This is a genomic window from Bradyrhizobium vignae, from assembly GCF_004114425.1.
GTDB lineage: Bacteria > Pseudomonadota > Alphaproteobacteria > Rhizobiales > Xanthobacteraceae > Bradyrhizobium > Bradyrhizobium vignae.
In genome coordinates this window covers 20,171-38,696 of the sequence record NZ_RDQF01000025.1, presented here as the reverse complement: position 1 = coordinate 38,696, position 18,526 = coordinate 20,171, and the positions used below count along the sequence as shown (strand labels likewise).

Annotated in this window: 14 protein-coding genes and 1 pseudogene; 9 read left to right on the top strand and 6 right to left on the bottom strand. The window is 63.4% G+C overall.

Going from position 1 to position 18,526, the window contains the following annotated elements:
• Positions 1 to 90 precede the first annotated feature (90 nt).
• The 3 genes from EAV90_RS21540 to EAV90_RS21530 all read left to right on the top strand — a co-directional run bounded on the left by EAV90_RS21540 (position 91) and on the right by EAV90_RS21530 (position 3,426).
• Entirely contained in the window at positions 91 to 1,047 is a 957-nt protein-coding gene (locus tag EAV90_RS21540; RefSeq protein WP_122405575.1) for a carbohydrate ABC transporter permease, read from the top strand.
• Positions 1,040 to 1,939: a carbohydrate ABC transporter permease gene (locus EAV90_RS21535; protein ID WP_129144624.1), complete on the top strand. Its 900-nt coding sequence runs from the start codon at positions 1,040 to 1,042 to the stop codon at positions 1,937 to 1,939. Before EAV90_RS21540 ends, EAV90_RS21535 begins: the two co-directional genes overlap by 8 nt.
• Before the next feature lie 131 nt (positions 1,940 to 2,070).
• Positions 2,071 to 3,426: an esterase-like activity of phytase family protein gene (locus EAV90_RS21530; RefSeq protein WP_129144623.1), complete on the top strand. Its 1,356-nt coding sequence runs from the start codon at positions 2,071 to 2,073 to the stop codon at positions 3,424 to 3,426.
• Between the two features lie 427 nt (positions 3,427 to 3,853).
• Here the strand turns inward: EAV90_RS21530 and EAV90_RS21525 are convergent.
• Positions 3,854 to 5,532, bottom strand: a pseudogene (locus EAV90_RS21525) (mucoidy inhibitor MuiA family protein).
• Between the two features lie 158 nt (positions 5,533 to 5,690).
• Positions 5,691 to 6,299, bottom strand: coding sequence for a response regulator transcription factor (locus EAV90_RS21520; RefSeq protein WP_174221652.1), 609 nt, complete (start codon positions 6,297 to 6,299; stop codon positions 5,691 to 5,693).
• A 217-nt stretch (positions 6,300 to 6,516) separates the two neighbouring features.
• Here EAV90_RS21520 and EAV90_RS21515 point away from each other — a divergent pair, with 217 nt between their 5' ends.
• Entirely contained in the window at positions 6,517 to 7,545 is a 1,029-nt protein-coding gene (locus EAV90_RS21515) for an AraC family transcriptional regulator (RefSeq protein WP_129144622.1), read from the top strand.
• A 259-nt stretch (positions 7,546 to 7,804) separates the two neighbouring features.
• Here the strand turns inward: EAV90_RS21515 and EAV90_RS21510 are convergent, their stop codons facing one another.
• Positions 7,805 to 8,455, bottom strand: a complete 651-nt coding sequence (locus tag EAV90_RS21510; RefSeq protein ID WP_122405581.1) for a CoA transferase subunit B — start codon at positions 8,453 to 8,455, stop codon at positions 7,805 to 7,807.
• 67 nt (positions 8,456 to 8,522) lie between these two features.
• Entirely contained in the window at positions 8,523 to 9,230 is a 708-nt protein-coding gene (locus EAV90_RS21505) for a CoA transferase subunit A (protein WP_122405582.1), read from the bottom strand.
• A 272-nt stretch (positions 9,231 to 9,502) separates the two neighbouring features.
• On the opposite strand from EAV90_RS21505, the gene EAV90_RS21500 reads away from it, so the two are divergent.
• Positions 9,503 to 11,431, top strand: coding sequence for an AsmA family protein (locus tag EAV90_RS21500; RefSeq protein ID WP_164937052.1), 1,929 nt, complete (start codon positions 9,503 to 9,505; stop codon positions 11,429 to 11,431).
• Positions 11,432 to 11,515: 84 nt separating this feature from the next.
• On the opposite strand, the gene dctA is transcribed toward EAV90_RS21500, so the two are convergent.
• Together dctA and EAV90_RS21490 are read right to left on the bottom strand one after the other, a co-directional pair.
• Positions 11,516 to 12,901: a C4-dicarboxylate transporter DctA gene (gene dctA / locus EAV90_RS21495; RefSeq protein ID WP_129144620.1), complete on the bottom strand. Its 1,386-nt coding sequence runs from the start codon at positions 12,899 to 12,901 to the stop codon at positions 11,516 to 11,518.
• Between the two features lie 54 nt (positions 12,902 to 12,955).
• A complete protein-coding gene (locus tag EAV90_RS21490) occupies positions 12,956 to 14,029 on the bottom strand; it encodes a 4-oxalomesaconate tautomerase (protein WP_129144619.1) in 1,074 nt (357 codons plus the stop codon).
• A gap of 121 nt (positions 14,030 to 14,150) precedes the next feature.
• Between EAV90_RS21490 and EAV90_RS21485 the strand changes: the two genes are divergently transcribed.
• The 4 genes from EAV90_RS21485 to EAV90_RS21470 all read left to right on the top strand — a co-directional run bounded on the left by EAV90_RS21485 (position 14,151) and on the right by EAV90_RS21470 (position 18,510).
• Positions 14,151 to 15,131, top strand: coding sequence for a LysR family transcriptional regulator (locus EAV90_RS21485; protein ID WP_129144618.1), 981 nt, complete (start codon positions 14,151 to 14,153; stop codon positions 15,129 to 15,131).
• A gap of 182 nt (positions 15,132 to 15,313) precedes the next feature.
• Positions 15,314 to 16,699 (top strand): ABC transporter substrate-binding protein, encoded by a 1,386-nt coding sequence (locus EAV90_RS21480; RefSeq protein WP_122405586.1) that lies wholly within the window; start codon positions 15,314 to 15,316, stop codon positions 16,697 to 16,699.
• A gap of 90 nt (positions 16,700 to 16,789) precedes the next feature.
• A complete protein-coding gene (locus EAV90_RS21475) occupies positions 16,790 to 17,662 on the top strand; it encodes a carbohydrate ABC transporter permease (protein ID WP_122405587.1) in 873 nt (290 codons plus the stop codon).
• Positions 17,659 to 18,510: a carbohydrate ABC transporter permease gene (locus tag EAV90_RS21470; protein ID WP_122405588.1), complete on the top strand. Its 852-nt coding sequence runs from the start codon at positions 17,659 to 17,661 to the stop codon at positions 18,508 to 18,510. Before EAV90_RS21475 ends, EAV90_RS21470 begins: the two co-directional genes overlap by 4 nt.
• Positions 18,511 to 18,526: the final 16 nt, after the last annotated feature.

The window sequence follows — 18,526 nt, the reverse complement described above, 5'->3', positions numbered from 1 at the left end:
AGCGCGTCCGCGGAGACAGTCTGGATTGCTTCGACGCTTCGCTCCTCGCAATGGCGGTGGGATGACGTTCAACGACAGGACAAAAAGCTGATGTCCGTGACCACCCTCCCCTCTCCCGCGCTGGCCCAGCGGCAACCGAACTGGCTGGTGCGATTGTTCGACTACAAGCCGTTCCTGATCATGATGTGTCTGGCACCTGCGATCGGGCTGCTTACGGTCTTCCTCACCTATCCACTCGGCCTCGGTATCTGGCTCGCCTTCACCGACACCACGATCGGCCAGCGTGGCAGCTACGTCGGACTCGAGAACTTCCAGTATCTGCTCACCGATTCCCTGTGGTGGAACGCGGTGTTCTACAGCGTGGTCTACACGGCCATCGCGACGTTCGGGAAATTCGCACTCGGCTTCTGGCTCGCGCTGCTGCTCAACAACCATTTTCCGTTCAAGAGCGTGCTGCGCGCGATCATCCTGCTGCCGTGGATCGTGCCGACCGTGCTGTCGGCGCTGGCGTTCTGGTGGATCTACGATCCGCAATTCTCGATCATCTCCTACCTGCTGGTCGACGTGCTGCATTGGCGCAGCGACAACATCGACTTCCTCGGCTCGCCCTGGCCGGCGCGCTTCTCGCTGATCGCCGCCAATATCTGGCGCGGCATTCCCTTCGTCGCGATCTCGCTGCTGGCGGGGCTGCAGACCATCTCGCCCTCGCTCTACGAGGCTGCGATGCTCGACGGCGCCAGCGCCTGGCAGCGATTCCGCTACATCACCTTTCCGATGATGATGCCGATCCTCGCCATCGTCATGACTTTCTCGATCATCTTCACATTCACCGACTTCCAGCTGGTCTACGCCATCACCCGTGGCGGGCCCGGCAACTCGACTCATCTGCTGGCGACGCTGGCGTTCCAGCGCGGCATCGCCGGCGGCGAGCTCGGTGAAGGTGCCGCGATCGCGGTGTCGATGATCCCGTTCCTGGTGTTCGCGACGCTGTTCTCCTATTTCGGCCTGGCCCGCCGCAAGTGGCAGCAGGGAGAGAGCAATGACTGATACTGTCGCGCAAGCCGCTGTCGCCGACGCGAAGGCAGCGCCCGACACGATGGCCTGGGATTCCGGGCTGCGGCGGCTGATGATGATCTATCTGCCGCTCGGCTGCTTCGTGCTGATCCTGCTGTTCCCGTTCTACTGGATGGCGATCACCTCGTTCAAGCCGAACGCGGAGTTGATGAATTACAAGGAGCACAATCCGTTCTGGATTTCCTCGCCGACGCTGGCGCACATCAAGCACCTGCTGTTCAACACCGCTTATCCGCATTGGCTGTGGACGACGATGCTGGTCGCGATCGGGGCGACCACGCTGTCGCTGATCGCGAGCACGCTGGCGGCCTACGCCATCGAACGCCTGCGTTTCCGCGGCAGTCCTTATGTCGGCCTCGGCATCTATCTCGCCTATCTCGTGCCGCCGTCGATCCTGTTCATTCCGCTCGCCACCGTGGTGGTGCAGTTCGGCCTGTTCGATTCGCCGCTGGCCCTGATCCTGGTCTATCCGACCTTCCTGGTGCCGTTCTGCACCTGGCTCCTGATCGGCTATTTCAAGTCGATCCCTTATGAGCTCGAGGAGTGTGCGCTGGTGGACGGCGCGACGCGGCTGCAGATCCTGCGCCGGATTACGCTGCCGCTTGCGGTGCCCGGGCTGATCTCGGCCGGCATCTTCTCCTTCACGCTGTCCTGGAACGAGTTCATCTACGCACTCGCCTTCATCCAGAGCGGCGCCAACAAGACCGTACCGGTCGCGATCCTGACCGAGCTCGTCACCGGCGACGTCTACCAATGGGGCGCGCTGATGGCGGGATCACTGCTCGGCTCGCTGCCGGTTGCGATCTTCTACTCGTTGTTCGTGGACTATTACGTGTCCTCGCTGACCGGCGCGGTGAAGGAGTAGCCTCGCTCTCTCGCCCTGCCTCTCCCCGTTGTCGTGGGGAGAGGCGAAGAGGGCTGCGGCCTTTGGCCCGGCTTCACAATACTGCAACATGCGATCCGCATAAGGCGTGCGTCCGCCAACAGGAGACGCACATGCGCGCGACTTTTCTCAGCTCCGTCGCAACGATCATTCTCACCGTAAGCACCGCGCTCGCGCAGAGCGAGGGCGAATTCCCGGCCAAGCTCGCCGGCCACGTGGTGATGCCGGCCGCCACCTTCATCGATGCTCCGGCCGATGCCCCCACCGATCTCAAGACCTCCGGCAAATACACCACTGGCAAGCGGGTCGACGCGCTTGGCACTGTCATGGGCAAGTCCTATGAGCGACCGACCGGCGTGTCGTTGCCGTTCAAGGGCCAGCCACTCCAGGGCCATTCCGGCATCAAGACCATGCCCGACGGCAGCTTCTGGGTCATCACCGATAACGGTATGGGTGCGCGCGCCAACTCGCCGGATTCGATGCTGTACCTCAACCGCCACAAGATGGATTGGGCGAACGGCAAGATCGAGCGGCTGGAGACCATCTTCCTGCATGATCCCGACAAGAAGGTGCCGTTCCGCATCGTCCATGAGGACACCGAGAAGCGCTATCTCACCGGCTCCGATTTCGACACCGAGGGTTTCCAGATCATCGGCGACACTTTCTGGATCGGCGACGAGTTCGGCCCCTACGTCCTGAAGGCCGATAAATCGGGCAAGATCCTCGCGGTTTTCGAGACCCTCGCCGACGGCAAGCCGGTGCGCTCGCCGGACAACTGGGCCGTCGCGACGCCCGGCGCACCCGGCGCAACCTACACCAACGTCAATCTCCGCCGCTCCAAGGGTTTTGAGGGCTTCGCCTCGTCGAAGGACGGCAAGTTCATCTACGGCTTGCTCGAAGGACCGCTGTGGGATGCGGAGAAGAAGGACTGGGAGAAGGTCGACGGCAAGGAAGCCTCGCGGATCCTCGAATTCGACGTCGCCGCGGAGAAATTCACCGGCCGCTACTGGCAGTACGTGTTCGAGCAGAACGGCAACGCCATCGGCGACTTCAACATGATCGATCAGGCCTCCGGCCTCGTCATCGAGCGCGACAACGGCGAAGGCACCGCCGACAAGGCGTGCCCGCAGGGTACGCGCGGCGAGAATTGCTTCCCGGATCTTGCCAAGTTCAAGCGCATCTACAAGATCGAGCTCACCGACGCCAATGTCGGCAAGCCCGTGCGCAAGATCGGCTATATCGACCTGATGAAGATCAGGGATCCCGACAAGAAGGCGAAGAAGCCGCTCAACGACGGCGTCTACACCTTCCCGTTCTTCACCATCGAGAACGTCGATCGCGTCGACGACACGCATATCATTGTCGGCAACGACAATAACCTGCCGTTCTCCTCCAGCCGCGATCCCAACAAGGCCGACGACAACGAGTTCGTGCTGCTCGAGGTCGCGGATTTCCTGAAGGCGAAGTAAAGCTCTCTCCCTCTTCCCGCTTGCGGGGAGAGGGTTGCAAATGACAGAGATGCTCATCCTCCGCCATTGTAGCGCAGCGAAGCAATCCAGAATTTTTCCACGGAGACAGTCTGGATTTGCTTCGCTGCGCTCGCAATGACGAGGATAGAACTTCGGTCCTCGATGAGGTCGCGGAGACGGCCCGGGCACGGTCTCTCCCGTAGACGGGGCTTGCGGGGGAGCGTTGGGAGAGGGTGTCTCCAAAACGGGACAATCCCCTAAAGCGCGATGAGATTTGGATGAATCGTCATCGCGCTTTAGCTTGTTGTTTACGCATGATCTTTCCGGAAAACCGCTTCGCACTTTTCCGGATGATGCTTTAGAGGAGTGAGCCCTCACCCCAGCCCGCAAGCGGGAGAGGGAGCGCACTTCGTTCGCGGCTGGCAATCTACCCCGCCGGCACGATCACCATGCTCTTGTCCTTCGGCCAGCGGACGCGCCAGGCGAAGTTGATGTCCCTGATCTCGCCGGGCTTGGCGTCGAACGACCATTCCAGCACGCCGCGCTTGTCGCGGATGTTGGTTGCGGTCGGCTGCGTGCTCGAGGGCAGCATCTCGACCATGATGTCCTCGTTCTCGCTGACCGGCAACTGGTCTTCGATCGCGATCTTGATCGGGAAGTCGTGACCGTTGCGGATCGTGGTCTTGAACGCGCGCTCGTCGGTCTTCGACGTCGTCACGAGCAAGCCGGCCGAGCCCTCGTTGCGCTTGAGCACCGTGCGCTCGATTCTCACCTTGTCGTCGGCGCCGAAGCCGAGCCGCACGATGTCGTCCTTGGCGGACGCCGTGATCTTGCCACGGCCGACGAAGACGCCGTCGCGATAGATCGCGACCTTGCCGGGCAGAAGCGTCGTGTCGTCCGTCTGCTTGAAGCTGGCTTCGAGGAAGGCGGTGGGATCGATCACCGGCGCCGCGCGCACGGCGAGATCGGCGGGCACATTCACCGAAGCGATACGCAAGCTCTTGGCGCCCTCGGCAGCGCCGAGGCTGACGCGGCCGGGAATTTTGAAGGTGGCCTGGAAGTCGCCGATCTCGGCGACGGCCTGCTGCTCGTCGGCGCGCTCGCGCGGCTCGGCCGCTTCTGCGATCTTGGCCATGGCCGGTGATTGCGCCTGACGCGTCATCGGTGCAGGCCGCGCCAGATCCGAGGCCGTGCCGAGCGCCAGCGGCTTCGGCACTTGCGGATATTGCGCCACCAGCGAGCTCAGCTCCGGCGCGCTGCCGCCGCGGCCGAGACGCACGGTGGAGACGCCGAGCGTCACGTTCGACCAGTCCTCGCCGGTCGACTGCGTGACCTCGGCGCGACGGACGAGTTCGAGTTGCGGCTTGCGATCCCTAGCGCCGGTGTCGAGCCGGGCATCGTAGAGCGGCACCCAGCGCGCGTTGCGCACGGTGTAGGTCACGCGCAGCGTCGCCTTGGTCGCGGCGGCCGATGCCACGTCGATCCGCACCTCCAGCATGCTGGGCGGCTTGGCCGAGCGCTCGGCTTCCAATTCGGCGATCTGGCGATCGATCTCGCGCTGTTTTCGCGTGGCATCGCGAATTGCGGTGTCCGCGGTCGCGATCTCCTCGGCAACCGCCGCAAAGGCCGCGCGCCATTCGGTAATCGGGCGCGCCTCGCCCTTCTCGCCGAGGCCGGCCGGCGAGGCTTCGGCAAAGTGCTGCGCAAACTTGCGCCGCGCGTTGGCCGAGTCGATCGCACCCTGCAGGTCGGCCCGTTGATCCCTCAGTGCTTCGATGCGCTTGTCCAGCCCGGAGAGGTTCGCGGGCGGTGCGGCCTTCGGCGGCCGCGCATCGATCGTGCCGATGGTGAGCTTGGCGCCCGCCTCGCCTTCAACGCGGAGGGAAGACGGATCGAGCGAGAGCGGAAAGTCCTTGGCGACCAGCGTCGAATCACCGGAGGCGAGGTCCAACGAAATGACACGGGTGACGGTGGCGCCGTCCGGATAGACGGTGACCGTCTCGATCGTCGACGTGGCGTCCACGTTGGCCGCCCTGACGGCGACGCAATGGCCGTGGTCACCAGGACCAGGCCCGTGGTTGCCAAGTCTCTTGCGGTGATGCGCATGAAGTCCCTCCTGCCTATCGCCGCGCCGCCAGCCGGACGCGCGCGATGAAATGCCTCGCCATCGTGGTTGGACGCGGCAGGGAAGGAACCGGTTCGATTGGGGTTTCCGCGGGCGCCGACGCGGCGGCACCATGGCCGCTGAACGCTTTGAAGTCCCTTTAGGCCTGGGTCGGCGCGCCCTGGCCGAAGATGCGCCGGAGCAGATCGGTCACGTTGCGGGCGCCGGCCTTCTTCAGGATGCTGGCGCGATAACCTTCGACCGTCCGGGCGCTCAGATGCATCCGCCGGGCGATCTCCTTGTTGGTGAGACCAACGGCGAGATGCTCGAGCACGTCGCCTTCGCGCTCGGTCAGGGGCTCGCAACCGGGCAGCCAGCATTGCCGGATCGCTGCGGGCTGGGCGAACTCATCGATGGCGGCATCAATCCGGCCGACGACGTCGTGGGTGCGGAACGGCTTTTCGATGAAGTCGGCCGCGCCGCTCTTGATGGCGTCGACCGCCATGGCAATGCTGCCGTTCGCGGAGGTCACCAGTACCGGCGCCATGCAGTTCTCGCCGCGCAGCCGCTTGAGCACCTCGAGGCCAGAGTGATCGGACGGCAGCTCCAGCAGCACGCAGGCCGGCATCCGCGCCTTTGCTGCAGACAAGAGAGACGCACCGTCGGCGAAACAGATCACCTCATAGGCGTTCTGTTGGAGCGCGGTCGAAAGTTGTTCGCGGGAGGCAGCGTCGGTATCGACGACGAATATCTCACCCTTGGAAAGCATGTTTCCCGGCACGATCCCGATCCAGCAATGTCCTGGTCAAATGGCCCGAGACGGTAGCCGGCTCCATCGCCCTGCCGCACCGTCGTCAACACGGCATTCACGCCCGTGCTTCGGTCTCCCCCTATGTATGTTCCGTCCCGTTCCTGGATTTGACTGACCGGGACAGAAATTTTACATTTCGGGACATCCTTGGGAATGGCTGGCAGGAACGGTTCGCATGACCGACCTCATTCGCAGCTCAAGCCTGAGTTATTATCCGGAGGTTGCCCGGTCAGTCGGGCTCGACCCCATGCAGATGATGCGCAAGGCGAGGCTGCCGCCAGCCTGCCTCGACAAGCCCGACACGCCCATTGCCGTCGCCGCCCTGCGCCGTCTGCTCGAATTGTCGGCGGAGGCGTCCGGCTCCGAAGATTTCGGCTTGCGTCTCGCCGAGCGCGGCGGCCTGATCAATTTCGGCGCGGTCAGCCTGATCGTGCGCGAACAAGCGACCGTCGGTGAGGCCATCGATGCGTTCTCGCGCTTCATCCATATCCATGACGATGGCATGCGACTGGACGTTGCGCGCGGCAAGCAGACCGTGACCGTCGCGATGCATCTGCGTGGCCGGCACCCGAGCGCGTCGCGCCAGTCGATCGACATGGCGCTCGGCAGCGTCCACCGCATCATCCAGTCGCTGTTCGGTCACGACTGGCGGCCGCAGGAGGTGCACCTGCATTATCCACCGCCGCACGACCGCAAGCGCTACCGCGAATTCTTCGGCTGCCGCGTGGTCTTCAACGCGAAGCATGACGCGATCCTGTTGTCGGCGCACGATCTGGGACGCCGGATCCCGAGCGCGCATCCACTGATCGCGAATTACCTACGCAAGCGGATCGAGGCGATTGAAACACGGCCCGCAAGCTGGGAGCAGAAGGTCGACGAGGTCGTACGCCTCCTGCTCGCCGGCGGCGACTGCACGGTCGAGCGCGTCGCCGAGCATCTTGCCTGCACCCGCCGCACCATCCACCGCCGCCTCGCCGCATCGGGCACCAGCTTCTCGGCCATCCTGGATGCGCAACGCGCCGATCTCGTGACCCGGCTGATCGACGACCCCGGCCGGCCGCTGACGGACATCGCGGTGCAGCTTGGCTTCTCCGCGCAGAGCGCCATGGCGCGCTGGTTCCGCGGCCGGTTCGGCTGCACCATCACCGACTGGCGCAAGGGCGTGCGGCCTCTCACCGTGCCGCCCTCGGCGACTGCAGCTTGAGTTCAGCGAGCCGGCGCCGGCACGCCCATCGTGGCGACGGCGCGCCAGCGTGAATCCGGCAAAAGCTTGTCGCAGCGCAAACACTCTTATCGTGATCGGCGCACACTGCACCCGTCATCAAAACCTTTTCAGATGAAGGATGCTTCCGACGTTGACCCGCAGAGCCGCATTGATCAGCGCCGCCCCTGAATCTCTTCGGGACGCGCAGACCGTATCGTCATGCGCGCCCCCTTCGCGAAGCCTCAGGTGTTCTGAAGCCTCAGGTGTTCTTCAGCGCGATGCGGAATTCGGCTTCGGTCTTGGCCTTGACCTCGTCGAGCGAGACGCCGTCGGCAAGTTCGATCAGCGCCATGCCGCCGTCGCCGTGCTTGTCGATGGTGAAGACGGCAAGATCCGTGACGACCATGTCGACCACGCGTTCGCCGGTCAGCGGCAAGTTGCACTTCTTCAGCAGCTTCGGACCATCCTTGGCGGAATGCTCCATCACCACGACGACGCGCTTGACGCCAGCGACGAGATCCATCGCGCCGCCCATGCCTTTGACCATCTTGCCCGGGATCATCCAGTTGGCGAGATCGCCGTTCTGAGCCACCTGCATGGCGCCGAGGATCGAGAGATCCATGTGGCCGCCGCGGATCATGCCGAAGGAATCCGCGCTGGAGAAATAGGACGTCGAGGGCAGCTCGCTCACGGTCTGCTTGCCGGCATTGATGAGATCGGCGTCTTCCTCGCCCTCATAGGGGAACGGGCCCATGCCGAGCATGCCGTTCTCGCTCTGCAAGGAGACGTCCATGCCGTCAGGGATGTAGTTCGAGACCAGCGTCGGGATGCCGATGCCGAGATTGACGTAGTAACCGTCACGCAATTCCTTCGCGGCGCGCGCAGCCATCTGTTCACGGGTCCAGGCCATCTTGGTCTCCTGTCGATTCTTTAGTGGCGCATGATCTGATCGGAAAACCGGCTTCCACTTTTCCGGATCATGCGCTGGGGCGCGGGCGGGTGTTGCGGAATTCGATGCGCTTCTTGGCCGTACCGACCTCGACGATGCGCTTCACGAAGATGCCGGGCGTATGGATGTGGTCGGGATTGAGTTCACCGGCCGGAACCAGATGCTCGACCTCGGCCACGGTGATCTTGGCGGCGGTCGCCATCATCGGGTTAAAATTGCGCGCGGTCTTGCGGTAGATGAGGTTGCCGGCGGTGTCGCCCTTCCAGGCGTGCACGATGGCGAGGTCGGCGAACAGACCGCGCTCCATCAGATATTTCTCGCCGTCGAACTCCTTCACTTCCTTGCCTTCGGCGATCAGCGTGCCGACGCCGGTCTTGGTGTAGAAGGCCGGGATGCCGGCGCCGCCGGCGCGGATGCGCTCGGCCAGCGTGCCCTGCGGGTTGAATTCGAGCTCCAGCTCGCCGGCGAGGAATTGCTGGGCGAACAGCTTGTTCTCGCCGACATAGGACGAGATCATCTTCTTGATCTGGCGGGTTTCGAGAAGGCGGCTGAGGCCGATGCCGTCGACGCCGGCATTGTTGGAGACCACCGTCAGGCCCTTGACGCCGGACTCCCGGATCGCGTCCGACAGCTCCTCGGCGATGCCGCAGAGGCCGAAGCCGCCCGACATGATCATCATGTTGTCTTTTAGAATGCCTGACAGCGCCGACTTGGCGTCGGGATAGACCTTATTCATGCAAAAAACCTCGACTGAACCTTCGGCTTGCAGGCGTCGCGCCTTATTGGCGGCGATTATTAGGCGAAATCGTCCGAAGCCGTCAATGATACGGGGTTCTCCGCTCCGCCGCTGGGTGATAGAAGCTGCCCACGCCGTGGGCATAACCGTGCCGCGGCCTTGAAAGCGTCAAGAAAACCCATCAAGTTGCGGGGGTTGGGCGTGGGCGCGCAGGTTTCCCGGCCCGCCCTTCTGGCTCCAACGACCAACCCGATCAGGACATGCCATTGACCATGGCCCAAGGAATGAAGCGCCTCGGGACGCCGATCGCGGCGCTGCTCGGCGTCGCGCTGATCGCCCTGATCGCGACCTCCTGGCTCATCAACCGCGACGCGCTGCGCAGGGCGGTCGAAGCGCAGATCCGCGACGTCACCGGGCTCGAGCTCAGCGTCGCGGGCAGCATCGACATCTCGGTGCTGCCGGCGAGCTACATCTCCTTCCACGACGTCGGCCTCAAGGGCGGCGGCACCAGCGCTCCCGCGCTCCAGGTCGAGGTGCTCACCGCGAATTTGCGGCTGCTGCCGCTGCTGCTGCAACGATTCGAGATCGCCGACCTGATGCTCCTGCGGCCACGCATCCATGTCAGCCTCAAACCGGACGGCGAAAGCAACTGGACGCCCTTCATCCAGACCATCGCACGCACCATGAAGCCCGGGGCGGAGAACCAGGTCTCGTTCTCCGAAATCCGCATCCAGGACGGCGTGCTCGACTACGAGGACCCCGCCACGCATGCCACCGAGAAGCTCGAGGACATCGACCTGTCGCTGGCCTGGCCTTCGATCTCGCGCTCCTTTGCTGCGACCGGACAGTTCGACTGGCGCGGCGAGCGCGTCGACGGCTCGATCAGCTTCTCCGATTTCGTTGCCGCCCTCTCCGGCGACCGGTCCGGCCTGAAGGCGCGAATCGCCAGCGCGCCGGTCAAGCTCGCCTTCGACGGCAGCGTCGCCAATCGCACCAGCCCGATGATGGAAGGCACGCTCACGGTCGACAGCCCGTCCTTGCGCAACGCGCTGCGCTGGACCGGGCAGCCGCAGCCCGGCAGCGGCGGCTTCGGCCGCTTCGCGCTGAAGGCGCGCGCCAACGTCGTCGGCGCCTCGATCGCGCTCACCAATGTCAATGTCGAGCTCGACGGCAATGCCGCCGAGGGCGTCATGACCTACGCCAACAACGGCCGGCAGACGCTGCAGGCGACGCTCGCCGCCGACGCGCTCGACTTCACGCCCTATATCTCGACGTTCCGCCTGCTCGCGAGCGGCGCGCGCGACTGGAACAGGCAGCTGTTCGATCTCAATGGATTGTCGACCACCGACCTCGACATGCGCCTGTCGGCTGCAAGGCTGACGGTCGGGCCGACGAAGCTCGGCCGCACCGCGATCGGCGCCAATTTGCGCAACGGCACGCTGGCGCTCTCCGTCGGCGAGGCGCAGGTCTATGGCGGGATCGCAAAGGGCTCGTTCGGTATCGCGCGGTCCGACACCGTCGCCGACATCAAGGCGCAATTCCAGTTCACCGACGTCGATCTCCAGGCCTGCGCCACCGAACTGTTCGGTCTCAACAAGCTGTCAGGCCGCGGCAACATCAACGTCTCGCTGCTCGCCTCCGGATCGAGCCCGTTCGGCCTCGTGCAGTCACTCGACGGAAGCGCCACCGTGACCGGGCATGACGGTGCGATCTCGGGCTTCAACGCCGAGCAGCTCCTGAAGCGGCTGGAGCGGCGGCCGCTGTCGGGCGGCGGCAATTTCCGCAGCGGCTCGACGCCCTACGACAATCTCACCATCGCCGTGAAATTCTCCGACGGGATCGCCACCGCCGAGGACATCCGCGTCGAGGGGCCGGCGACGAAGATCACGCTCACCGGCACCGCCTCGGTGCCGGCACGCGAATACGACATGAAGGGCGTGGCGAGCCTCAACGGCGCGTCGGGGTTCGAACTGCCCTTCGTGGTGCAGGGCCCCTGGGACGATCCGCTGATCTTTCCGGATCCGGAAAGCCTGATCCGCCGCTCGCCGGCCTCCGCGCCGCTGCTCGACATGCTGAAGGACCGCAAGGGGGGTGACGCCGTGCGCTCCGCAATCGAGCGCATCACCGGCACCGGAAAGCGTCCCGCACCGGCGGAATCGCCGACGGCGGAGAACGCCAAAGAGAGCGCCAAGTCCAACTAACGCGCTCTGTCGGGTTCGGCACTTCAGCGCCACGGGCTCGATTGCTTGATTGGACATTGCGAGCGGCTCGATCGCAACGTGCCGTCAAGCGGCCGATTGCGTGGTCGCGATCCAGCTTTTATCCTCCCGCACCGCCGTTGCCTCGCCGGTCTTCATTCCTGCCGCGGGCGTGAGAGTGCTGCCTTGTCCCAGCTCACGGGCCAACACCTCGCGATCACAGGCGTCCTCCCACAGCGAAATGGTAATGGATGCGACACAGTTGCTGATCATGCTGGTCAGCGCCCGCGCCTCCGACATGAAGCGGTCGATGCCGACGAGCAGCGCCACGCCGGTCACGGGCAGATCCGGCATGACAGAGAGGGTGGCGACAAGCGCGACGAAGCCGCTGCCGGTGACACCGGCGGCCCCTTTGGACGTCAGCAGCATCAGTCCGAGCATTGCTGCGATCTGCCCCCACGACAGGTGAATGTCACAGGCTTGCGCGATGAAGATGGACGCCAGGGTGAGATAAATGGCGCTGCCGTCCAAATTGAAGGAATAGCCCATCGGCAACACGAGCCCCGACACGCCTTTCCGGCATCCAAGCTGCTCCAGCTTGCGCAGCGCTCCAGGCAGCGCCGGCTCCGACGACGACGTGCCGAGCACGATCAGCAGCTCTTCCTTGAAGTAGCGGATCGTCTTCCACAGGCTGAAGCCGTTCAGCCGCGCCAGCGCACCCAGCACGACCACCACGAAGACGGAGCAAGCGATATAGAAGGTCAGGATCAGCAGTCCGAGCGACCCGATCGAACGGATGCCGTAGCGGCCCACGGTGAACGCCATGGCGCCGAAGGCGCCGAGCGGGGCGAGCTTCATGATGAAGCCGAAAGACACAAACAGCACCTGTGAGAACGAGGCGACTGCCTTCGTCACCACGACACCCCCATCGCCGGCACGGCTGAGGCCAAAGGCGATCAGGATGGAGATCAGCAGGACCGGCAGCACCTCACCATCGGCGAACGCTCCAAAGAACGAATGCGGGATGATGTGCAGCATGAAGTCCGCGAATCCGGTCGCACCGGCCTGCTTGGTGAATTTCGCGGCCACCGATGGGTCCAGCGTATTGACCGCAACATGCATGCCGGCGCCCGGTTGGATCAGGGACACTGCGATCAGCCCGGCCAGCAAAGCGAGCCCGGTCAGCAGGTAGAACAGCGCCATGGATTTCACCAACGTGCGGCCGACCTCGCGGGAATCGCTGATGCTGTTGATGCCGCTGACGATGGTGCAGAACACGATCGGCGCGATCATCATCTTGACGAGCTTGACGAAGCCGTCGCCAAAGGGCTTCAGCGCGGCGCCAAATTCAGGCCAGAAATGGCCCGTGAGGACACCCAGCATGAGGCCGATCAGCACCTGGACATAGAGAATCCGGTAGAATGGCTTTCCCGCCTCGGTGCTCGGATGCCCAACCGGTGCTTCCTTTTGCATTCTCGTTTCTCCCATGGCTCTGATTGTTCTTGATGGTTTCGGAAGCGGCGGGCTTCAGGCCGCCAGCACCGAATGAGTCACGTGCGACCGACGGGCAAAGACGTGGCCCTCAAAGATTCGCCGAGCTGTTCGCAGCACCCGTGCAACCGGGCCGGGCTCCAGCCTGACCACGAGCTGGCCGGAAGGATGGGCAAGCGTGATCGGCACCGGCGGCGCCAGTGATCCGACCATCTCTGCCGCGATCGTTCCAGGCGTGACGCACGCCGTCGCGATCGCGACGGCGCCGGTCACCGCCAGCGCGTTGTGACAGTCATGCGGCATGAAGTACCTGACGTTCAACGTCGCCTCCCTCGCGGGCGCAATCAGAACCGGTTTCGGGATCACCATCGTTGCGGGATCCGGAAAGCCCATCCGGCGCCCCGCCTCGATGCGCAAGTCTTCAAGACGCGCGCGAAAGCGGCCGTCGATGAAGTCAGAGGGCGCCTCACTGCCGGTCCATCCCAGATCCGCCGCGCGGACCAACATGACGGGCATCGCCGCGTCGAGGCAGGTCACATCGATCCCTTCGATGCGGTCGACCGGACGTCCCGTCGGCAGCAGGCGGCCAGTGCGTGCACCGGCCGCGTTGGGGAACGACAGTTCGATCGGCGCGGCCGTCCCCGGAACACCGTCGATCCGCGCCTCGCCGTCGTAGGTCACGCGTCCTGCGGGTGTCGGAACGGTCGCGTCAATCAACTTGCCGGTATTGACGTTGTGGATGCGCACATGGGTGCGATCTGCCGCGGCGGCGACCAGTCCGGCTTCAATTGCGAACGGCCCCACAGCCGCCAGCATGTTCCCGCAATTCGGCGAGGTATCGACGATCCCCTCTCGAACCCGCACCTGGGCAAACAGGTAATCGACATCGGCGCCGGCCACCGTTGCCGGTCCGACGATCGCGACCTTGTTGATGACGGCATTGCCGCCGCCGATCCCATCGATTCCAAGGTCGTGTCCTCCTCCCATCACGGACAGCAGGACCGCGTCGCGCAGTTTGGGGTCGGCCGGAAGATCACGGGCCAGGAAAAACGGCCCGCGTGAGGTTCCCCCACGCATGACCACACAGGGAATGGCAATCTGATCGTTCATGGAGCTCTTCCGTTTGGCGACATCTTCGCGCGAGCCAGAGCATCCTCCGGCAGAACTCTTTTGTGAAATGCAAATATCTGAGGTATTATTCCGGTTATCGATATAATTGGAGGCTGCCGCCATGAACGCAGAACTGCTCGACCTCAAGGCGTTCATCACCGTGGCGGAGACGGGAAGCTTCGTCCGCACCGCGAGGGCGCTGAACCTGTCGCAGCCGGCGCTGAGCCGACGCATTCAGAAACTGGAAGAAGGCCTCGGTGCGCCGTTGCTCGAACGGTCGACGCGCCACGTCAATCTCACCATGACCGGCCGCGACTTCCTGCCGAAGGTGCGCCGCCTCATCGACGAGTTCGAGACCTCGGTGCTCGCCATCCACGATATCGGCGCGCGCAGTTCAGGCCTCGTCTCGGTGGCTGCGGTGCCGACGGCGGTGTTCTACTTCCTGCCGCGTGCGATCGGCCGATTTGCCGAAGCGTATCCGCGCATTCGCATCCGGATTCTGGACATCGGTGCCAACGAGGGATTGGAAGCGGTCGCACGCGGAGAAGCCGATTTCGGCATCAACTTCATCGGCGCTTCGCATGCGGAAATCGAATTCGAGAAACTGGTCGAGGATCCTTTCGTCCTGGCCTGCCGCCATGACCATCCGCTGGCATCGCGCAAACAGGTCAGCTGGTCGGAAATCGTGTCGCACCGGGTCATCACGGTCGGTCGCAACAGCGGCAATCGCGCGCTGATCGACAATGCGCTGGCGCGACATGGCCTGCAGCTGAACTGGTCCTATGAAGTCGCCCACCTCTCCGGTTCGCTCGGCCTGGTCGAAGCGGGACTTGGCATCGCCGTGCTGCCGAGGCTCGCGACGCCGGCGGCCGGCCACCCCATCATTCACACGGTTCGGTTGGTCGAGCCGGAGGTGTCGCGGACGATCGGAATCGTGCGCAGGCATGGGGCGACACTATCTCCTCATGCCAGCCAATTTCTCAAGATGCTGCTCGAGGCATGGCGCTCGCCTTCCCGGACGAGCGGACAAGGCAGGCCACGATCCCGATCCGCTGACACGAGCCCGAATGCCGCTTCGACCGGCCTCAAAGGGAAACGATGACAAGGCCACGAGGCGAATTGATTGGCATGCATTGATGCGAGCTTTGGATCAATGCGCGAATTCGCCACAGCCCCTCCACCCCCAGGACATTGGTCTGACAAGAAGTCGCTAGATCGGAGGACGGCCATGCGCTAGTGTTTTATACGACCGGTTAAAACACCGGCCGTTTGAGGGAGAAAAACGTGAAATCCAAGGTTATTGGCGCAGTATCATTGGCGGTCGCTGCGGTTGGGCTGTTTGCCGCCACTGCACCCGCCTTTGCGCAGCAGAAGACGATCACGGTCTGGTGGGGCAAGGGCTTCTATCGTTCCGAAGACGACGCGCTGCTGGAGACGATCAAGAAATTCGAAGCCAAGACCGGCATCAAGGTCGAATTGTCGCAATACGCGATCCAGGACATGATCCCGAAGACGGTCGCAGCGCTCGATGCCGGCACCGTTCCCGATGTGGCTTATTCCGATTCCTATGACGTGCAGGCGCAGGGCAAGTGGGCCTATGAGGGCAAGCTCGAGGACCTCACGGACATCATGGAGCCGATCAAAGACCGGTTCGTGCAAAACACGCTCGATGCGTCGATCCTCTACAATGATGTCACCAAGAAGAAGGCCTATTATGGCTTCCCGCTGAAGCAGCAGAGCATGCACGTCCAGATCTGGAACGACATGCTGGAGAAGGCCGGCTTCAAGCAGAGCGATATCCCGAACGACTGGACGGGTTATTGGACGTTCTGGTGCGACAAGGTGCAGCCGGCGATCCGCAAGGCCACCGGCCAGCGCATCTACGCCGTGGGCCAGCCGATGGGCGTGGAATCCACCGACGCCTTCCAGTCCTTCTACACCTTCATGGATGCCTACCACGTCAAGCTGGTCGACGACGACGGCAAGCTGCTGGTCGATGATCCCAAGGTCCGCGACGGCCTGATCAAGGCGATGAAGGACTATACCGACACCTACATCAAGGGCTGCACCCCGCCGTCCTCGACCACCTGGAAGGATCCCGACAACAACGTCGCCTTCCACAACAAGACGATCGTGATGACCCACAACTTCACGATCTCGATCGCTGCGAAATGGTACGAGGATTCCCAGAATCAGAACCTCACGCCGGAACAGCGCGAGGCCGGCAAGAAGGCTTATGAGCAGGACATCATCACGGCGTCCTTCCCGAAGGCGCCGGATGGTTCGACCATCAAGTACCGCTCCGACGTCAAGACCGGTCTGATCTTCACCGCGGCCAAGAACAAAGCCGAGGCCAAGCAGTTCATCAGCTTCCTGCTCCAGGAAGAGAACGTCCGTCCCTATATCGAGGGTGCGCTCGGCCGCTGGTTCCCGGTGACGAAGGAAAGCCAGGAAAGCCCGTTCTGGCAGGCTGACAAGCACCGCAAGGCCGTCTACACGCAGTTCAAGGGCGGCACCGCGGCGTTCGACTTCACCAAGAACTGGAAGTTCACGATTCTCAACAACGAGAACGTGTGGGCGAAGGCGATGAACCGCGTCGTCAGCGAGAAGGTTCCGGTCGACAAGGCTGTCGACGAACTGATCGCCCGCATCAAGCAGGTTGCAGGTTAGTCATCGGCCCCTCTCCCCGCGTTGCAGGGAGAGGTATAAGAACAATACCGGCCGCGTTTCGCGGCCGGCTTCTCTTTGAAGAGTCCGAAAATGGCAATCACGCTCTCTGGCGATCAGGCAATTCCCGGCCCGCCCCTGTCGTCGCGGCTGAGCCCGGCGCAGGTCTGGGGCATCATCCTGCTCGCGCCCTATCTGCTCGTTTTCCTGGCCTTCGTCGTCTATCCCGTCGGCTACGGCTTGTGGCTGGCACGCGCGCCGGAAAACTACGTCGCGCTCTACAACGATCCGATCTTCGCGCGCGCCGCGGTCAACACGCTGATCTTCCTGGTCATCGGCATTAACATCAAGATGCTGATCGCGCTGTTCCTGTCCGGCTTCTTCGCGCAGCAGCGCACCTGGATCAAATGGCTCTCGGTGATCTTCATCCTGCCCTGGGCGGTGCCGTCGATCCCCACCATTTTGTCGGTGCGCTTCATGCTCAATCCCGAGTGGGGCATGATCAACCATTTCATCTTCTCTCTTACCGGCGATGACGGCCCGAACTGGCTGAACGATCCGACAGTGGCGCTGAGCATGGCGATCGCCGTGCACATCTGGAAATCGCTGCCGTTCTGGACGTTGATCCTGATCACCGGACGCCTTGCGATCTCGCACGATCTGTTCGAGGCCGCCGAAGTGGACGGCGCCAGCTGGTGGCAGAAGTTCCGCTACATCACCTGGCCGTCGATGCAGACGCTGTACGTGACCTGCACGCTGCTCTCGATGATCTGGACGCTGGGCGATTTCAACAGCGTCTACCTGCTCACCGGCGGTGGCCCGGCCGACCTCACGCACGTGCTGTCGACGCTCGGCATCCGCTATCTCCGGCTCGACCAGCTCTCGCTCGCGATGGCCTCCATCGTCTGCGCGATGCCGTTCGTCCTGCCGCTCGTGTACTTCATGATGAAACGGTTGTCGCGATGAAGCTTCCCTCTCTCCGTGACGTCGCGACGGAAGCGCGGCTGCTCCTGATCGGCATTCCCGTCTTCCTGTGGACGATGATCCCGATCTATCACATGTTCCTGTTCGCGATCTCCCCGAAGGAGGACGCGTTCTCGGGCAAGCTGTGGCCGGACCATCCGACGCTGCACAACTTCGAGATCGTGTTCAAGCAGCAGCACTATTTCCTGCGCGACTTCTACGTCCAGTTCTGGAATTCGACGCTGATCGCGGCATCCGTCGGCGTGCTGACGCTGTTCATCGCCACGGCCGCGGCGTTCTCGATCTCGCGGCTGAAGGTGCCGGGCGGACGCATGGTGCTGAACCTCGCGCTCTTCACCTACTTCATCCCGGCGGCGTTCCTCGCGGTGCCGATGTATCGCACCATGGGCAATTACGGCCTGCTCAACAATCACTGGTCGCTGATCCTGGCCATGGTGACGATCGCCTCGCCTTACGCGATCTGGGTGCTCAAGCAGGCCTCCGACAAGCTGCCGGTGGAGCTGGACGAGGCCGCGGTGATGGACGGTGCCACGACGCTGCAGATCTTCCGACTGGTCTATCTGCCGCTGATGATGCCCTCGCTGGTCGCGATCGGCACCTATGCGGTGCTGCTGGCCTGGAACGAATATCTCTACGCGTTCCTGCTGCTCTCGAACGATCGCGAGATCACGCTCCCCGTCGCGCTCGGCAACTTCCTCGCCGCGGACGACTCGCCGTGGGAGCTGTTGATGACGACCGGCTTCATCTACGCGCTGCCGCCGGCCGCGGTCTACTACGCCTTCCGCCGCTACATGGTGGGCGGGCTCACGGCGGGTGCGGTGAAGTCCTGAGTGCGTATCGAGGCGG